Below are 16,475 nucleotides of genomic sequence, written 5' to 3'. Positions count from 1 at the left end.
TGTCCACCAGCCGTGCCACGTGCGGGCCGCATTGCCGTCACGCAATTTCACCACTTCGATCCCGACAATCGCGGCGCCGACCGCGATCGTCGCGGCGCCGGCCCGGATCGCAGCAGCCACCCGCCGAACGTGACGGTGCGTTACAGCCACTACGGCATCAGGCCCGCTCGAACGGTAGTCGCGGCACGGATCGGCCGCAAAGTGCTCTGCTCCCCGGCGACCCTGAGCCGCTGGCTCAGCGGCGAGTCCTTTCCCGACCGCACGGCCGTTCTGCGTTTCGCGCAGGTGTGCGCCGATCCCGACCCCCAGACCATGCAGCTCCTGTGGGAACGCGCGGCCGCCGGACGCGCCCAACCCCCTGCGGAGACCACCACCATGAACCAGCCGCCCACCAGCATGCCGGGCGACAGCCCGGCCGCGCTCTGGTGCTGCGCCCCCGTCGTACGTACAAAAGCATCAACAGACGGCGGGCCGCCCACACATCGTGAGCGGCCCACCACACGTGCCTGCCGGTCGGGTGACGAGTTACAGGGATCCTATGCGAAGGAATTCACCATACATTCGATGCAGCAGAACTGCATACCGATGATGAGCGTCGACGACTTCCCGCTCCTTCGCGGTCGCGCCTTCGCCGAATCGTTCCAAGCGAGAAATGATCCCTTCAAGCGCACCCATGACATCCCCCCGAGCCGGCTGGAACAAGCCCTTTTCCACAAGGAGAATGACCTGCGTTGCATCTTCGTCGGCCACAGCCAGATCACCATGGATGAGTGCCAGATTCTCGCCCGCACGCAACACGGTCTCGCCCCGGCGCAGACTGGGGAACGGCAAGCGCCGCCACAGTGCATAGTCTTCCATGAAATCCGGCAACGGTCCGCCCTCTCGCTACTCGGGGCCGTACCAGAAGGTTACCGGTTTGCCATCTGGGCCGATGATCCCACCCTTACCCGTTCGGGGATCCGTGTATGAGATCCCACGCGACCCGTCGGCCAACTCCTTCAATTTGGCGTTGAGTCCCCTTTTCCCACCCGGCTGAGCAATGGCCGCCGCCCAGTCTTTCGCGTCCTGGAGATACTGCTCACGCGAGATGCCGAGCGCCTTCGCGTGCTTGTCCCAGTGGTACTCGAACTGCTCCACGGAGGATCTACCGCTGGGATTGTGGAAGACGTCATCGATTTTCTTGGGGCACAGTCCCGTGTTGTGCACCAACACAGGAACTTTGCCGGCGAGCACGTAGTAGGTGGGGATGCCGGCGACGGTCAGGTTGTACACGCGGGCGTCGACCTCGCGGACCTTGCCCACCTTGGCGATGAACGTGTACGCACCGGAGCTGGTACGCAGCCACTGCCTGTCGGACAGGTCCCCCGCGTTCACCCACTTGGACAGACTGGGCACCCAGAAGGGGTGGCCCGCGGTGGCGGTGATGGTGGCCGTGGCACCGCCGGGAATGCCGTCGGCGTCGACGGTGATGTCGACCAGCCTCTTGAGGCCCGCGCTGGTGATCGTGTTCGTCACCCGGCGGCTGCCGGTGATCCCGGTGAGGGGATCCGTCGCTCTGACCCGGTCCCCGATCCGGACCTTCTCGATCGCCCGGGTGCGGCCGTGGGCCAGCAGTACCCGCGTACCGGGCGTGAAGCTGTTCGCCTTGCATCCGCTGGCGAAAAGAGCCTTGGCCTTGTCGAGGAGTTTCTGGGCTCGTTCGCGGGCCTGGGTGGTGCGCAGGAAGAACTTGGTGATCTTCACGCCGAACTTGCCGAGGTCGGCCATGAAGCCGAAGAGCCGTCGCGCGGGGATGAAGTTAGAGGCGGCCCAGAGGCAGGCCATGACATCGCCCGTGCGGATGCAGTCCTCGATGTCCTGGATGCCGGTCAGGTCCTTGAACAGCTGCGGCGCTTCGGCCTTGAGGAAGTCCCAGAAGCTCTCGGCGCCTTCAGCCAGCAGCTTCTTCAGTTCCTCCTGCTCACTGGGGTCCAGTACCGCGACCTCGTCCGGGTTGGGCACCGGCTGGTTCGCAGCGTTGGCGAAGTTGTCCGCCGCCGCGTCGCGTTGCCGCTGCCGATCGGCCTCGGCGGCGCGTTCGTAGGCGTGTTGCGCGTCGATGGAGTGCTGCAACGCGGAAGCGGCCGCGGCAGCAGCGCTGTCGGCATGCTTCTGCGCTCTGTCGGCCGCGTCCTTGGCAGCCTTCGCGTCGGCTTCAGCGCGGTCGGCGGCGGCATCCGCGGCTGCGGCGTCGGCTTCGGCCGCGGTGGCGGCCCGGTCTGCGGCGTCGGCCTCGGCCTGGGCCTGCTGCGCCGCACGCCCGGCGATCGCCGCGTCGTTGGCGGCCTCGTTCGCGGCCTGCCGGGCCGCGGCCGCATCCGCACGGGCCTGCGCGTCCGCCTTCGCCGCGCTCGCCGCAGCAGCTCGCGCGGCAGCACCATCGACAGCAGCCTGAGCGGCATACCGCTTCGCCTCGGCGGCGGACTTCGCCGCGTCCGCTGCCGAACGGGCCGCCTGGGCAGCCGCCGCGTACGCGGGCTTGACCTGGGCGTTCGCCTTCTGCGCAGCCGCCTCGGCCTTCTCCGCGGCGGTGACCGCCTCCGCGGCGCGGGCCTCGGCGGCCTTGGCCTGTTCCTCGCCGATGCTCTTGGCCTGCTCCGCGACCTGCTTGACGAAGTCGGCGTCGATGTCGGCGCCGGCGAACGGTGACACCAGGGCGATCGCGGCGTTGTGCGGCTCGGCGATACCCGCCGAGGACTGCGACGCCGCCGCCGCCGCGGCGATCGCGATGTCGGCCTGCGCCGCCGCGGTCACCGCCTCGGTCGTGGCGGCCTGCGCCTCGTCCTTCGTCCGGTCGGCCGACCACAGGGCACGGACCGCCTCGTCCGCGGCCCGCTCGGCCAGATTCGTCGCCGCCGCAGCCGCCTTGGCCGCGGCGATCTGCTCCGCGGTCGCCTTCGCCGCCTTCGCATCCGCCTTCAAACGCGCCGCGTGGGTGGCCTTCGCCGCCGCCTCGGCCTTGTCCGCGGCCGCGTCCGCCGCCCGCGCCGCGGCCCGAGCCCGTTCCGCCGCCGCCCACGCCCGGTCCGCAGCCGCCCGCGCCTGCGTCGCCGCCGCGCGGGCGTTCGCCGCCGCACCCGAAGCAGAGTTGGCGTACCCGCGGGCACTCTTGGCCGCGCCGTCGGCCACGGTGAACTCCTGGTCCGCCGCGTCGGCCGCGTCCTGGGCGTTCTTGCGTTCCTGGTCGCTGGCGCCGTGCGCGACCGCTGCCCGCATGGCCTGCCGCTTCGCGTCGGCGGTCTGCCGGGCCCGCTCGGCGGAGGCCGCCGCCTCGCTGGCCTGCCGCGCCTCGCCCTCCTTCGCCCATGCGCGCTCGTCGGCGCCGCCCGCGGCCAGAGTCGCGGTCTCCGCACGCTGCAAAGCACCGTTGGCGATCGCGGCCTGGGCGTCCGCGTTGGCCCGCGCGTTTCGTGCCGCGGCGGCCTGCCGGTCGGCCTCGGCCCGGTGCCGGGCGGCGTTGGCGCGCTCCGCCTCGGCGATCTGCCGCTGCTGCCTGGCCTCAGCGGCCTTCGCCTCGGCGACCTGCCGCTGCTGGCGTGCCTTCTCCGCACCAGCCCACGCCTTCGCCTCGGCCGCCTGCGCCTGCTCGCGCGCCTGCTTCGCCCGCGCCGCCGCCGTCTTGGCCGCAACAGCCTGCTTCGCCGCCGCGGCGGCCAGCTTCGCCGCGGACTGCGCGTGCTGCTCGGCGTGCTGACGCCACTTGATCGCCTGCTGCGCGTGCGCCTCGGCCTGCGCCTGCGCGCCCTGGGCTTTGTTCGTCGCGATCGTCGCGTCGATGGCGTGCTGCGCGGTCTGCGTCGCACCCACCGCGGCCGCCGCGGCCTCGCTCATCCCCTGCGCGATCACAGACCACTCGGCGCCGTACGTCAGTCCGGTCTCGTGCAGCGTGTCGGCCGCCGACGACGCGGTACCCGCCGCGACGCGGGCCTGCTCCGCGGCCGCCTGCGCGGCACGCAGATCGTTGGCCGTCTGGGCCTGGGCCGCTGCCAGCTCGGTCGCCTTCGCCGCCACCGTGCCGGTGCCGGCCAGCACCCGCTGCGCGTGCCGGGCGGCGTTCGCCGCACCCGCCATCGCGTTCGACGCCCGCTGCAACGCCCGTACGCCCTCACCATGCGCGGCCAGCAGACGGGTACGCGCCTCGGACGCCTTCTGCGCCCGCTGGGCCAGGTCCGACAGCTCCTCAGCGGCCTTGTTCCGGGCCTCCAGGTCGCGCAGGTAACGCTCGCGCTCCTCGGCGTCCGCCTTGGCCGCCGCCGGGTAACCGGTGTTCCAGAATGCCGCCACCGCCGCGTCGTCGCCGGCCAGGGCCTGCTCGGCAACAGCCCTGAGCTGCGACTCCGCCGGCGCCGTCGCCGCGAAGGTGCGCAGCCGCTCCCGCAGCTGGGTCGCCCGCTCCTTGGCGTTCGCCGCGACCTTCTCGTCCTGCGCCCGGGCGATGTCCGCGCCGTACGCCAGGAACGCCTCCCGGTCACCGTCGGTGCCGGCCAGGACCCGCTGGACCTCGGCGTTGAAGGAGGCACCGCCGGTGCCGGCCATCGCCTTGATCTTCACCAGGTTGTCCGCGGCGACCTGCTTCTTACGCGCGGCGATCTGGGTCTCCAGCTGGCGCTTCTCCACCGTGGCGAACTTCTGGATCGCCTGCGGATCCGCCGACGCCAACGCCGCGTTGGCCGCGTCGCGGACCTCCGGCTCGGGTGCCAGCGCGGCCACGTCGCCGACCGCCTTGCGCCACCGCTCCGCGACCAGGTCGACGCCGGTCTGCCCGTTCCACGGCTCCGTCACCAGCGGCGGCACCACGATGGGTGACGTCGTGGGCTCCTCGCGGAGCACCGGCACAACGGCCGTCGCCGGCGGCACCCACAAGCCGGTGCCGACCAACACCGCGACCAGCGACATCAACATCGCTGCGCGTACGCGTCTCATATTCAGTTCCCCCGTTGTCACCGCTGCACGACCACATCGGAGCCGCAGCTCGACGATGCCGGACGGCATATAACCAGGGACCGGCGGCGCGGTCCATCCCGGTCGGCCGGCGCAGGCCGGCATCCCGGTACGGACCTGGGAAAACATTCACGGAGATAGCTTCGTCACAAGGCGCTCAAGCGCCCGATTCTCACCGTTTCGGTACAGGTGCGGTTACGGCCGGTGCGCTTGGCCGGGTATGGGCTGCGGATCGCGGCCGAGAGCAGCGCCGACGCGGTGATTTCGCGCAGCACCTCGTCCGGGCCCGGTCGGAGATGGTGTCGTCGACCCGTTTACCGGCAGGAGGCGCTCCGGTGCCGGCAGCGCACGGACAAGTCGAGCGAGAGGCACGAAGCCCTCAGGCCGAGAGTCGCATCCGCCCCTGCCGGCCGTCAGCCCGCTGTCAACGAGCCGACCCGGACAGCCGCACGGTCAGTCCAGGCCGTGCACGGCGGGATCTCCAGCGTACGGGCGGCGGGGGTGCCGCCCAGCCGGATCTCGCGCAGCGCGGTGTTGTTCCGGACGTTCGACTCGGTCAGGATCCGGGCCGGGTTCGCCCGGGACCTCGATCCAGTACGTGCCGTTCGGCAGGTCGGTGAAGTGCCAGTGCCGGTGACCGTCGCGGGCGTCCCACTCCATGGGTGCCGGCCCGGACCGAGCCGACCTGGTTGCCCTTGGCGTCGAAGAAGTACTGGTACGGGTCCATGAGCTCGGACCCGGTACGCCGGAAGCCGTCCACGAGCAGCGGCGACGTGCCGCCGTTCCAGACGGTGGCCCCGAAGTTGACCAGCCAGCGGTCGTCCTGCTGGGACAGCGAGATCCCCCAGGCGGGCAGCGAGCGCAGGTCGGGCGCGGGCCCCGGGCCAGGCGGGAGACCGCGACGGCCTTCGGCGCCTTGGCCGGCGGTCGGAAGCCCGGCTGGAAGGCCGAGAGCTGCCGGGTGGGGTCGCCCTCCCCGGCGTGGTCGCCGTGCGCGGCGGCCACTGCCCGCGGTGCCGGGTCCGCGCCGGACCGGACGGCTTCGAGCCGCGCCCTGGTGAACGCCGCGGCACCTTCACCGCCCTCGGCGGTCCGTATGGTGAGGCCGACGGTCTGCACCGCGTCACTCTGCGCGATCTTGAACTGGTCCCGGTAGTGCTGGCTCAACGGCACGTCACCGCGTACTCGCCGTCGGGCAGGTCGAGGTTCTGGTTCTGCGGGTTGGTGTTCACCTCCGCGTTCCAGCCCGCCTGGATGCCCAGCCGTGGCCGGCGGCCTCGTCAAGCAGCGCCTGCAGCTGGCGTTGCAGGTCACGGAGTTCGTCGGCGGCGCCGCCGAGCAGCGAGCCGACGGTCCGTACCTGCATCGCCGCGACTTCGAACTCGTCATCGACCTTGTCCAACAGGCTGAACGCGGCATCTGCCGCCGAGCCGGCCCACGACGAGGCCCGCAGCGGGCCGATCAGCTCCGCGGGACGTGTCGCCGGACAGGTCCTCGCCTGCTTACCCCCAGCATTTAGAGGGTCCAGCGACGTGCTAACAACGTTTTACCAGGTCACTGAAAAGTGTACTCGGCCGAGTAAAGGTGTCTAGCGCAAGGCGCCCATCTGGCTGCGGCTCCAGCCTAGCGGAGCAGCAGTTTCGTGAACGCGGTTCCCTCAGATTGAACGTTAGGGCGGCTCGGCTGCTCAACTCATCGCCAGCGAGACGGCCATAATCGGCGATGAATCTTCGCGACGGCGCTAGCCCGAGCAACGACAGCAGCGCCGGATGGGTGACGTCACCAAGTGGTTCTCGAACTTCACTATGCCTGGTGCTGTCAAGCGCGCCTATCGTCGGTTGCACGCGTCGAGGATGAGTTCCGAGATCAGGTCAACGTCGTCTGAGGTGATGTCGATCCCGCCGACGGATTTGATGAGCCGCAACGCTTGTGCGCGGCGACGCACAAGCCAGTAGTCGATGTGTAGTGCGATGTCGTTCGCAACGGAGGAGTCGACAGTGCTGATCTGTTCCAGTGCTGCGGGCCGGGTTGCGCTATCGAGCATGATTCTGACGGTGTCGAGCAGGTCGGTGCCTTGTTTAGCGGTCGAGCGGTTCATGACTGCTTGGATTTTCATGGCAACCAGTGGTCCCGGCTCGGCCACCAGTGTGGCAACTTCGAGGTGTTCGCCGTTGGAGCGGCTGACCTGAAGTGTCATATTGGTGGCGGTGTCGTTGGCCCACGCATGCGCCGAAGCGTGGAGCCGGTCGCCGGGATCGGTGCTGGGAAGGTCGAGTTCGATCTGACGCACCTCGAGGACGTCGACTTTCACCGGACCGTAGGGCGTGGGCAACAGGACGGCAGCGGGTGGGGCGGGCTCGGCGCCGTCGGCGGATCTCAAGATTTCGAGGTGGGGTACATCGCCGTGCAAGCGGTCGACTACGTCGAGGTCCACGGTAGCCCGGTAGGGGTTCGACAGCCGTGACAGGACGGCTACGCCTCCGACGATGACCGGAGGCTGGTGAAGCAGTTTCTGGACCTCGATGATGCCCTGGACCACGATGGCCATCGCGTCGCCGAGGAAGACGACGTGGTTACCAGACACGGGGCCATCCGTCTTCAGGCGTCCACGCGTCCAGGATTTCCCGGCCTCGGCCGGGATCCTGCGCCAGGTCGAGCGCGACGAACAAGGGATGCGCGAGCGGCCATTTGAGTGGATTGAGGGCGGGACTCAGGCGGGACTGTACGACGGCGGGTACAGGGGCGATGCGGACGGTGGCGTGGGCCTGGGCCGGTGTGGTCGCTACGCCGAGCAAGGTCATGGCGCGGCGCTGGACGGCTTGGTCAGGGACGTAGAAGTCGAGGACCTGTCCCGACCGGAACGCCACCGGCGCTCCATAGACAGCTGCGGCAGCCGAGTCCGTCAAGGCCCATCCGATTCCCGACTCCGCTTCGTCCATGCCTAGTCGCAGCGCCCGCGTGAGAGCTGCGTCACCAGGCGGTGGTAGTTGCGCGAGGTGGGTGCGCGGCGTCGCCCAATGGTCGGCGACCTGCCAGAAGAAGCGAGAGTCCGTTACGGCGTTAGTCGCGTCCACCAGCTCATCACCGCGGAGCGCGGACAGGATTTCGGACACGGTGCTGACTGAGCGCCCGAGTCGACGAGCCAGCTCACGGACCGTGGTTCCCTGCCCGGGTTGCTGCAGGAGGGCACAGGCGACTTCAAGTCCAGCTTTCCCTCGCAGCGCGGCTGTCCGCTGAGGGCGCTCGCGAAGCGGAGCGACCTCAGCGTCTATCACCAGGCCGCGAGCGCGCAGCGCGAGCCGACCGCGTAAGTCGTAGTAGCCGGCGCCCCGGGCAGTTAGAACCCCTCTGGCAGCCTCAGTCACCCGGTCACCGATGATCAGGAGGGTTGAGCCAGGTGGACCCGGTTCTGCAAGGACACGTTCCGCGATTGTGTCATCGACGAGGGCGCGCCGCTTGACTTGAATTGCCAGCTGCACGCCGTTGACGTCGAGTACAAGGTCGATACCCGCATCAGGCGTTCCGGTTGGTATGTGAGCCTCGATCCCGAGCTGAGCGAAGGCATCAGCTATGAGAGTCTCAGCGGCCACGAATATCATCATGGCTCGCTGTTCGCTGTTCGGTCAATACCGAACAGCGAACAGCGTCTTCAGCATGGTGGCTGAACTTGGCTCCCCCTCAGTGCATTGAGTCCGGGATGCACCTGCGACGCCTTAGTGACCCATATCTGCTGTACCGCGACAAACCTACCCCTTGGGTAGGGGGCTGAACGCCGTCAAGACGACCAGGGTGCCCGCTTGGCGGCCGCGCAGCCCTGCCGACGACCGGCACGCGGCCGCACCTGGATGCCCCGAGTCGGCGACCACATCCCGCCGCCAAGCGGCTGCCGACCAGAGTTGAAGCCTGCGCCACAGTCCCTAAGATCATCCTAGGAACCTACCCTGAAGGCCAATCGTTTGATGTACCTCAAGGCTGTGCGGGTGCAGTCGAAGAAGCAGACCGAGCGGCCGTAGCACCACCTGCGCGTACCGCCGTGCACATTGGCCCCGTAGTGATCGCCCAACTCGTCCGCAACCTGATCGACAACGCCGCGCGCTACAACGTCCCCGGCGGCGAAGTGCTGGTGCGGCTCCAGTCGAACGGCCACCTGACCATCCCTACCAGATATTGACCGCCCTGCAGATGTTCCGCCGCGCTGAACTCACCGATCGACTCGAGGTGCGTGTCAACGACCGCCCGCTCGGCGCGGCCGCGCCCCAGTTGCCGCCGAAGTGCCGGTCGGCCTCGGCCTGGATCCACTGGTGGTGGCCTCGTTGAGGTGACCGTCCTCGCCCTGGTCAGCCATCCTGTCCACCTCCCCGGTCGGCGCGAGCGCCGACCATAGCTCGACCTCCGCCAGCCAGTGAAGTCCATTCCCCGGGGTCGTCTCCAGGACCGGCGGGCAGGTCTCCTGACGGACCCGGACGGGTCTAGTCGGAGGGGATACATCATCACGGTCAAAGACCCCCTCGGGTTCCGCCCGGTGAGGTCACGGAAGGTCAAACCGCCGAGCAGAGCGACGGGGCGTCCGTCGCGAGCTCGGCGATCGGCCCGACGTTGGTCGGCTCGGTCACGCAGCCCAGGCGGGGATCATGAAGACCCGCATGCAGGGGTCCCGTTGCTATACAACTTCGGACCGCCTCGATTCACGACGACCAGGTGAACTGCGCGTACTTGCCGGTTCACTGGTCAGCGAGCCTGGCGCGTCAACTGGCCTTGAGTTCGGCAAGCCGTTCCTGCCAGCGGGCGACCCGAGCCTCAGCCTGGGCGATGTCGCCCTGGTCGACGCCGCTGGTGTTGTAGAGGACCTGCAGCTCCATCTGCGCCTGGGCGAGGTACGCCTTCGCGCCCTCGATTTCCAAGCTGCGATGGAATTTGCCGGGTGTGCCGTCCTTCAGGTCCTGCAGGGCGACTATCGCCGCCTTGTACTCGTAGAGGGCGACCTGGACATCTTCTGGAGAGCTTCCCGGGTCGGCCTGAGCTTCCTGAAATGCCTGCTTGGCTGATGCAACATCCGCCTCGGCCTGTAGCAACTGCGCCCTGGTGGCGGTGTAACGGGGAGACGGCGGGGAGGTGGTTGCCGTCGGCCGGGTGGTCGCCTTCTTCGTCGGCTCTGGCTTCGGTGAGGTGGTGGTCGGTTCCTCGGTCGGCTCGTTCGTCTCGCTGGGTGCAGTGGTCATCGAGACGGAGCTCGCGGCTACCGGCGGTTCTGCGGCGGGTGCGGACACCGGATCGTCGGAGCGGGTAACCCCGTACGCTGTGCCGCCGAGCAGCACCGCAGCCGCGGTGGCAGCAGCCGCGAGAATAAGCGGGCGGATGCGGCGCGGTTCGCTATCCTGCGGCGCTTTGTATGGGACCACGTACGGCGCGTTGTTCACATCGCGTCAGTCGGCACGCGGGGGTACGACTTAGAGGGCATCTGATCCTCGATCGGGTTGATTCGTGTTTGCGGGCAGTTGGTGGCCGTGCTGGCTCGTTGGCAGGGCATGGGGATGGAGCGACGTCCATATCGATCGGACCTGTCGGATGCGCGGTGGGCGGTGATCGAACCGGTCCTGACGCAGTGGCGGGCCTCTCGGCCAGGACTCGGGATCAACCCGCCGGTACACGATCTGCGGGAGATCGTGAACGCGATCCTCTACGTCACACGCACCGGGATCGCCTGGGAGTACCTGCCGCACGATTTTCCGCCGGCCAAGACGGTGTACGACTACTACGCCAAGTGGGAGAAGGACGGCACGACGCAACGGATCCATGATCTGCTGCGTCGCAGACTCCGGCAGGCGCATGGCCGTGACGGCTCACCGAGCGCGGCGGTCATCGACGCGCAAAGCGTCAAAACCTCCTGCAACGTAAGGGAATCCGAGCAAGGCATCGACGCGGCAAAGAAGATCAAGGGCCGTAAGCGGCACATCGTCACCGATACCCTCGGGCTCCTGCTGGCCGTGGTGGTCACCGCGGCGTCCGTGTCGGACACCGCCGCCGGTCGGGGCCTTCTCGACGAGGTGGCCGCCTCGCATCCCACGGTGCGCAAGGTCTGGGTCGATGGCGGCTACCAGACCACCGTGTGGCGGCGCGGCGCCCGACATGGCATCGACGTCGAGAGGGTCACCCGCCGTCCGGCGGAGAAAGGCTTCCGCGCGTTGCCGCGCCGGTGGGTGGTCGAGCGCACCTTCGGCTGGCTGATGCAACACCGCCGGCTTGCCCGCGACTACGAGTCCCTGCCCCAACGATCACGCACCATGATCCTCTGGGCCATGGCTAACACAATGTCCCGCCGATTGGCAGGAGAATCCACCCAAACCTGGCGCGACTAAACACCGCCAATCCGGGTCAGACCCGGCTGCCCGGGATCAGATGCCCTCTAACTGGACGTTTTGTTGGCATTGATGGTGCTAAAGAACGGTTAACAGCAGGCGATGGCAGTACCCGCCTGGCCGATCTAACCGAATAACGCAGTATCAGGTGCTTCAGATCTGTGAGGGTCCGCGGCTTTTCGTCCCTCGATCATGTTTCATTGACTTCCACCTCGGAATCGGCGGACATGGTGTCCTCACCGCACGACTCCACCACCGTAATCCACTGCTATGACCGAACGTCGCGCATACCCGTCCGACCTGTCCGACGCCCGCTGGGCCTTGATCGCGCCCCGGCTGACCGCGTGGCGTCAGGCCCGCACCGACGCCCGCACCGCGATCGGCATCAAAGGCCGCACCCCCAGCCACGACCTGCGGGAGATTTTCAACGCCATCCTCTACGTCAACCGCACCGGCATTGCCTGGCGTTACCTCCCGCACGACTTCCCTCCACACGCGACGGTCTACGGCTACTTCGCCCTATGGAGTAAGGAAGGGATCTTCACCGCCCTCAACTACAACCTCACCGGACTCGTCCGTGACCACCACGGCCGATCCGCCGAACCCACCGCATCGATCATGGACACCCAGAGCGTCAAGACCTCCACCAACGTGCCGCTCAAGACCCAGGGCATCGACGCCGGCAAAAAGATCGCCGGCCGTAAACGCGGCATCATCACCGACACCCTCGGCCTGCTGCTCGCCGTGATCGTCACCGCCGCCAGCGTCAGCGACAACGTGATCGGCAACGATCTGCTCGACCAGGCCACCGCCACCCACTCCGCCCTGACCAAGACCTGGGTCGATGCCGGCTTCAAAGTCAAAACCGTCGAACACGGCGCCAGTCTCGACATCGACGTCGAGATCGTCAACAAAGAACCGCAGGTCAAAGGCTTCAACGTGGTCAAACGACGCTGGGTCGTCGAGCGCACCATTGGCTGGCTCATGCACCACCGCCGCCTGGTGCGCGACTACGAAACCCGGCCCAGCAACTCCGAAGCCATGATCACCCTTGCCATGATCGACAACCTCGCTCGCCGAATCACCGGCGAAACCACCCCAACCTGGCGAGACCCTCAAATTACATAACACCACAAAATACGTTAATCAGACGTCCTCTAAGGGATGTCTCGCAACCCGGTGCAAGTCCGGCTCGGGCCGTCGGTGATCATCGATGGGTGCTGGTGCTCTCGGCCTCCCGCATCGAGTTAATCCACCCCTTCACTGGGCTGCGACCGGCACAATGGCACTGGGACGCAAGGCGCATACCGGGATCCGGTGACGTTCAGCTGAGGTTTCACACACAATTGGTTGGTGATGACGCCTGATGAGGTGGCTGTAGCGCTGTCCGGGACGCCAATGGCCGGCCTGCCGGTCGGCCACGGCCCGCGGGGAACCCTCCTGGTGCAGGATGTCCCGCCGGACGAGTCGCTGGCGGCTTGGCGGGCCGCGCGGGCGAGAGTGCCGGTCACGGGCCGATGGCCCGTCCTCGTCACTGACGAGTTCGAGCCCGAGTGGCTACGGTTGCGAGCACGGCCGGATCCCTCCGCTCCGACCGCATCGGAGCTGGCCGACCTTGACCAGACGACGAACACCATCGATCCGTGGCCCGAGTTCACGTTCGACGACGACAGGGAACTGCTCAAGGCCGGCTATGTAGCCTTGATTACTCAGGGTTATCACGTCGATCTGACAGCGGAGGCGATTCAGAGGTTCGGTCTGCCTACGACGGCCGGAGCCGTGGAACGGTGGGTATATCAGCGGGTGCTGTCCGATCCGGAACTGCTCCATCGAGTGGAGAGCGACGATCGCTATGTTCGCCACATCGAAGCCTGGTACGCCCCGGATCGGGTGACGCTGATGCTGCTGCCCACCGACTTGCCATGGATGGCACCCTTCTGGACCGATCTCTACATGACCTCGGACGAGAGACTGGCCGGGGCGTTACGGCAGTGGCACGAACGCTGGGGAGCGCACCTCGTGGCTAGTTGGGGAACCGTCCTGCAGCTGGTCGTCGAACGGCCACCGCAGTCACGCGAAGACGCCTGGACCGTGGCCGGCCAGATTCTCGGGATGGCGTCGCATCTCGAGATGGCCCGATGGAAACTGGCTATCGCCCTCCCCAGAAGCAAGCAATGGCACATTCACAACCGGCCGTAGCCTGGCGAACGTCACCGGGCCACCCGGGTGCGGCAGCGCCTTCCCGAAAACCAGAATTCGGCAGGTGCGCGCAGTGATTGCTACTTCGCTTAAGCGAAGTAGCCCGGTGACGGTCCGGTTCGGACCGTAGGTGATCATCGATGGGTGCAGGTGTTCTCAGCCTCCCACCCAGAGTTGATTCACCCGTTCACCGGGCTGCGACCGGCGCAGTTCCACCGGCTGGTGTGCCTGGCTGCCCGACGCGGTGGTGACGCCATCGCGGACGGACGTCCGGGCCGGCCCTGGGCGCTCGACCTGCCGGATCGGGTGCTGCTGGTAGCCGTGTACTGGCGCACCAACCTGACCATGCGTCAACTCGGACCGCTGTTCGGGATTTCGCACTCGGCGGTGCACCGGGCCCTCGACACGGTCGGGCCTCTGCTGGCCATGACGCCCAGTCGCCGCCGAGCAAAAGAGCAGGTCGTGATCGTGGACGGCACCCTGATCCCGACCCGCGATCACCGCCTCGCCGCCCCGAGTAAGAACTACCGCTACTCGACTAACCTGCAGGTAGCGATCGACGCGAACACACGCCTGGTCACCGCCCTGGGCGAGCCCCAACCCGGCAACCGCAACGACACAATCGCCTACCGCAGCAGCGGCATCAACGAACACCTGGCCGGACGTGCGGTGATGGCCGACGGCGGCTACCGCGGCAACCCGGAAGTGATCATTCCGTACCGCAAACCGGTCGACGGCAGCGAACTACCCGACTGGAAGCAGCACTACAACACCCGCCATCGCAAGGTCCGCGCCCGAGTCGAGCACTGCCTGGCCCGGCTCAAGACCTACAAGATCCTACGTGACTACCGTCGCGCTGCCCGGACCCTGGCCGTCACCGCTGCCGGGATCGCTCACCTGCACAACATCGCTCTGGCCAGCTGACCCACAAACCCCGAAAAGGCAATGCGGCATCGAGTTACGAGACATCGCTTAGGGCGTGCAGATTTTTAACTTGCCGTCTTGATCTGCGTGGTTGTGTTTGATGGGGTCGCGGCGGTTCGGGGTGGGATGGCTGGGACGGTTGCTGTGCTGGCTGGGGTGATGGTGATGCCTTGCTGGTGGAGTAGGTGTCGGATCTCGGTGGTGGTCCTGTGGATGGTGGCACTGCTGCTGTTGAACATCGCGGCGAGGCGGCGGCAGGGTAGCTCCAGCCGTAGATGCAGGATGGTGACCAGGACACGGTCCGGGAAGCCGAATCGGTGTGGCCGGCCGGATTGCGCAGGGTGTGGTTTTCTGTCTGCGTCGATTTCCTGTTGCTGTGCGGTCTTTTGACGGTGGTGGCGCAGGATGTCCAGGCGAGCGATGAGGTCATCGAGTTGCTGTTGCGTCATCCCGGTGAGCAGCGGGTGCGACAGAGCCGCGATCTCGGTGGCTGCCGTGGTGTCCTGCTGGCCGCTCTGGTGGTGATGCCGGCTGGTGCTGGGATGCAGGGTGTAGTTCCAGTCGCCGTGGAACAGGTGCCGGGCCAGGGGCAGGGCGATCATGTTCGCGTCGTTGACGCTCAGGCCGATCGGGTAGGAGCCGGTGTCGAGGTGGGCCTGCACCCGCAGACCGGTTGTTGTCGTGGTCGCGGCGATGGACTGCACGATGACCTCGTGGCTGGTCAGCGGCCGGCCGCGCCAGTTCATCGAGATGTGCGAGAACAAACGGTGCTCGATCTTGTTCCATTTCGAGGTGCCGGGCGGGAAGTGGCAGACGGTGATCTGTAGTCCGGTCTCGGCGGCCAGTGCGGCGAGTTCAGCCTTCCAGGCACGGGTGCGGTAGCCGTTGGAGCCGCCCGCGTCCGCGGTGATCAGTAGCCGGTCGGCGTGGGGATAGTCGTCGTGACCGACGGTGGTCCACCAGCGGCGGATGGACTGGACGGCGAACGCGGCGGTGTCGTGGTCGGTGCCCACGTTGACCCAGCCGGTGTTGGCGGTCAGGTCGTAGATGCCGTAGGGCACCGCCTTGCCCAGGCTGTCGCCGGGAAAATCATGGGTCTGCGTGGCCAGCGGCCTACCGCTGGGTCGCCACTGCCGGCCCGGGTTGCTGAACGCGCCGACGAGTTCCTTCTTCTTGGTGTCCACGCTGATCACCGGATCAGCGGTGCTCTGATGAGCGGTCACCTGCGCGCTGATGTAGCGAAACTGAGCGTCGCGGTCGGGATGCTGGCGACCTTCAAGGGTCTTGGTGTTGGCCTGCAGGCTGAAGCCTTCATCACGCAGCAGGCCGGCGACGGTGTCCGCGCTGACTCGATGACCTTGCCGGGTCAACTCATCGGCCAGCTTGCGGGTCGACTTCGTCGTCCACCGCAGGGCCACCATCGGATCACCACGTTCATCCGGCTCGACCAGCGCCAGCAACGCCGTCCGCAAACCCGGATCCAGCTCAACAACCCGTTTGCGGCCTCCACCCGGGCGTCGCGCCCGGCCCAGCGACGGCGCGCCCGACTCCAGTTCATCGACGCCGGCAGACACCGTCGCCTCACGCATCCCGGCGGCTTGCGCCACCGCCCGGATGCCGCCATGGCCGAGCGCCCGAGCCTCAGCTGCCAGCAGCAACCGCCGCTGCCGCTCGTCCAGATGCGGCAAAATCACCTCGAACTTCGCCGCCAACATCGACCGAACCTCATCCGAGACCGCCATAACAGATCAACGAACAAGAATCCCGGAAGCTACGCCTTAAACCTCGGCAAGCTCTTAGTGAGAACGTCGGTCAACCAGGCTGCGGTGTCGTGCGTCCTCCACTTTGCAATTCCGGTGTAGCACAACAGTGCAGACCATCGAAAGTACACTAGGACGAACTGTTTTTGGGCGGCGTTCTCTTCCCTGGTTCCGGTTAAGCGAAAGTCTGACGACTGGATAACCATCCATGGGGCGACGGCCGTAAGGTTTAGTGTCATCTACTCTCCAGTTCGTC

At 67.2% G+C, this 16,475-nt stretch carries 12 protein-coding genes; 6 read left to right on the top strand and 6 right to left on the bottom strand.

Features of this window, described 5'->3' with window-relative positions; genetic code table 11:
* Nucleotides 1-12 precede the first annotated feature (12 nt).
* Complete coding sequence (locus EDD30_RS38510; protein ID WP_143162865.1) at nt 13-969, top strand: helix-turn-helix domain-containing protein; 957 nt, start codon at nt 13-15, stop codon at nt 967-969.
* Here the strand turns inward: EDD30_RS38510 and EDD30_RS32095 are convergent.
* From EDD30_RS32095 to EDD30_RS32080, 4 genes are all read right to left on the bottom strand, one after another.
* Nucleotides 886-4,962 carry a polymorphic toxin-type HINT domain-containing protein gene (locus EDD30_RS32095; protein ID WP_148088169.1) on the bottom strand — a complete coding sequence of 1,359 codons (4,077 nt, stop codon included), beginning with the start codon at nt 4,960-4,962 and terminating at the stop codon, nt 886-888. The two genes, EDD30_RS38510 and EDD30_RS32095, sit on opposite strands and share 84 nt — an antisense overlap.
* 1,246 nt (nt 4,963-6,208) lie before the next feature.
* Nucleotides 6,209-6,382: a hypothetical protein gene (locus EDD30_RS39445; RefSeq protein WP_170047516.1), complete on the bottom strand. Its 174-nt coding sequence runs from the start codon at nt 6,380-6,382 to the stop codon at nt 6,209-6,211.
* A gap of 426 nt (nt 6,383-6,808) precedes the next feature.
* A complete protein-coding gene (locus tag EDD30_RS39440; protein WP_211277919.1) occupies nt 6,809-7,564 on the bottom strand; it encodes a hypothetical protein in 756 nt (251 codons plus the stop codon).
* Nucleotides 7,554-8,570, bottom strand: coding sequence for an ArsR family transcriptional regulator (locus EDD30_RS32080; protein WP_211277918.1), 1,017 nt, complete (start codon nt 8,568-8,570; stop codon nt 7,554-7,556). The genes EDD30_RS39440 and EDD30_RS32080 overlap by 11 nt, the downstream gene beginning before the upstream one ends.
* A 461-nt stretch (nt 8,571-9,031) precedes the next feature.
* On the opposite strand from EDD30_RS32080, the gene EDD30_RS39435 reads away from it, so the two are divergent.
* Nucleotides 9,032-9,151 (top strand): ATP-binding protein, encoded by a 120-nt coding sequence (locus EDD30_RS39435; protein WP_143162878.1) that lies wholly within the window; start codon nt 9,032-9,034, stop codon nt 9,149-9,151.
* Between the two features lie 574 nt (nt 9,152-9,725).
* Here the strand turns inward: EDD30_RS39435 and EDD30_RS32075 are convergent.
* Complete coding sequence (locus tag EDD30_RS32075; protein ID WP_123678628.1) at nt 9,726-10,397, bottom strand: HlyD family secretion protein; 672 nt, start codon at nt 10,395-10,397, stop codon at nt 9,726-9,728.
* 114 nt (nt 10,398-10,511) lie between these two features.
* On the opposite strand from EDD30_RS32075, the gene EDD30_RS32070 reads away from it, so the two are divergent.
* From EDD30_RS32070 to EDD30_RS32055, 4 genes are all read left to right on the top strand, one after another.
* Nucleotides 10,512-11,336 (top strand): IS5 family transposase, encoded by an 825-nt coding sequence (locus EDD30_RS32070; protein WP_211277928.1) that lies wholly within the window; start codon nt 10,512-10,514, stop codon nt 11,334-11,336.
* 270 nt (nt 11,337-11,606) lie between these two features.
* Nucleotides 11,607-12,464, top strand: a complete 858-nt coding sequence (locus EDD30_RS32065; RefSeq protein ID WP_123678311.1) for an IS5 family transposase — start codon at nt 11,607-11,609, stop codon at nt 12,462-12,464.
* Between the two features lie 228 nt (nt 12,465-12,692).
* A complete protein-coding gene (locus tag EDD30_RS32060) occupies nt 12,693-13,535 on the top strand; it encodes a DUF4253 domain-containing protein (RefSeq protein WP_084557052.1) in 843 nt (280 codons plus the stop codon).
* A gap of 144 nt (nt 13,536-13,679) precedes the next feature.
* Complete coding sequence (locus tag EDD30_RS32055) at nt 13,680-14,459, top strand: transposase family protein (RefSeq protein ID WP_084557054.1); 780 nt, start codon at nt 13,680-13,682, stop codon at nt 14,457-14,459.
* 65 nt (nt 14,460-14,524) lie between these two features.
* On the opposite strand, the gene EDD30_RS32050 is transcribed toward EDD30_RS32055, so the two are convergent.
* Nucleotides 14,525-16,201: an ISAzo13 family transposase gene (locus EDD30_RS32050; protein ID WP_123678626.1), complete on the bottom strand. Its 1,677-nt coding sequence runs from the start codon at nt 16,199-16,201 to the stop codon at nt 14,525-14,527.
* Nucleotides 16,202-16,475 lie beyond the last annotated feature (274 nt).

The organism is Couchioplanes caeruleus, assembly GCF_003751945.1.
Classification (GTDB): Bacteria; Actinomycetota; Actinomycetes; order Mycobacteriales; family Micromonosporaceae; genus Actinoplanes; species Actinoplanes caeruleus.
This window is presented reverse-complemented; position numbering and strand designations above follow the sequence as displayed.

What these genes read in the sequence shown, in the direction of transcription:
- EDD30_RS32095 (WP_148088169.1), bottom strand. Translation starts at nt 4,962, where the DNA reads ATGAGACGCGTACGCGCAGCGATGTTGATGTCGCTGGTCGCGGTGTTG.
- EDD30_RS32070 (WP_211277928.1), top strand. Translation starts at nt 10,512, where the DNA reads ATGGAGCGACGTCCATATCGATCGGACCTGTCGGATGCGCGGTGGGCG.
- EDD30_RS32065 (WP_123678311.1), top strand. Translation starts at nt 11,607, where the DNA reads ATGACCGAACGTCGCGCATACCCGTCCGACCTGTCCGACGCCCGCTGG.
- EDD30_RS32060 (WP_084557052.1), top strand. Translation starts at nt 12,693, where the DNA reads ATGACGCCTGATGAGGTGGCTGTAGCGCTGTCCGGGACGCCAATGGCC.
- EDD30_RS32050 (WP_123678626.1), bottom strand. Translation starts at nt 16,201, where the DNA reads ATGGCGGTCTCGGATGAGGTTCGGTCGATGTTGGCGGCGAAGTTCGAG.